The sequence below is a fragment of the Holdemania massiliensis AP2 genome, from assembly GCF_000327285.1.
GTDB lineage: Bacteria > Bacillota_I > Bacilli_A > Erysipelotrichales > Erysipelotrichaceae > Holdemania > Holdemania massiliensis.
This window is the reverse complement of sequence record NZ_HE998579.1, coordinates 1-1187: the sequence shown is the minus strand read 5'-3', so window position 1 is coordinate 1187 and position 1187 is coordinate 1. Positions and strand designations below refer to the sequence as shown.

At 46.8% G+C, this 1187-nt stretch carries 1 protein-coding gene; it reads right to left on the bottom strand.

The features are described from left to right. On the bottom strand, window positions 1–1058 hold a 1058-nt coding region (locus BN162_RS17505; RefSeq protein WP_020226436.1), incomplete at its 3' end, for an IS256 family transposase. Between the last annotated feature and the right edge of the window lie 129 nt (window positions 1059–1187).

The following is a 1187-nucleotide window of genomic DNA, read 5'->3' as shown; positions in this document are numbered from 1 at the left end:
TTGGGAAATGCTCCTTTTTTCGTCACCTTGCGAAAGCTGGAATTCACGGCTTCAATCGCATTGGTCGTGTACATGATCTTTCGTACTGCACTGCTGTAATCGTACAGTTGTTCCACATGGTGATAGTTCCTTTCCCATACCCCTATCGCTCCGGGATACGATGCCCACTCCTTACAGAACTGCTCGAAAGCTGTATTCGCCGCCTTCAAGTTGATCGCACCGTAGACTTTCCTCAGACTCTGCGTAAACCGCTTATACTCTTTGGCTGGCACATATTTGATTGAATTCCGGATCATGTGTACCAGGCAACGTTGCACCACGACTTGTGGGAAGATCGCTTTGGCACCCGCTTCCAATCCGGAGACTCCGTCCATTGAAATAAAGAATAGATCTTCCACCCCTCGCGAGCGGATCTCGTCGAAGATCTGCATCCAATAATTCTTACTTTCACTCTCACTGGTCCACAGCCCTAGGATCTCCTTTTTCCCCTGAATGTCATATCCCAGCACCACATAGACTGCGCATTCTTTGGCTTCATACTCACGGCGCAGCGTCACATACAAACAATCCACAAAGACAAAGGCGTAGCACTTCTTTAACGGTCTGTTCCGCCATTCTTCCAGCTCCGACAGCACCGAATCTGTGATCTCGGAGATCATCTCATGAGACATCGAGAAGCCATAGATATCTTCGATCGTTGCGGATATATCTCGCTGTGACATCCCTCGGGCGTACATTGAGAGTACCTTCTGTTCAATGGCTGAGATGTCTCTCTGGCGTTTTTGTACCAACTGAGGTTCAAATGACCCGTTACGATCTCTGGGCACCTCAATCTCCACTTCCCCCTGTGTTGTCTTGAGTATCTTCTTTCCATAGCCATTTCTTCGGTTAGCATCTTTCTTTGGGCCTTTGTCATGGGATTCATAGCCAAGGTGATGATTCAGTTCTCCCTGAAGCATGGACTCCATCAGGGGTCCAAACAGGTCCTTGAGTGCGTTATTCATTTCTTGTGCAGTCTGTGGCTGGTAGGCTTCTAGGATCGCCTGGGCCAACGCCACTTTTTTTGGATCTCTTTTCTTTCTTCCATTTCCATTTTTTCCTTTTCTCCTTTATCCTATCACAATTCATAAAAAACCGTATAAGTTAAGTTGCTTTCTCTTAACTTACACGGTTTATTTTACACTCTC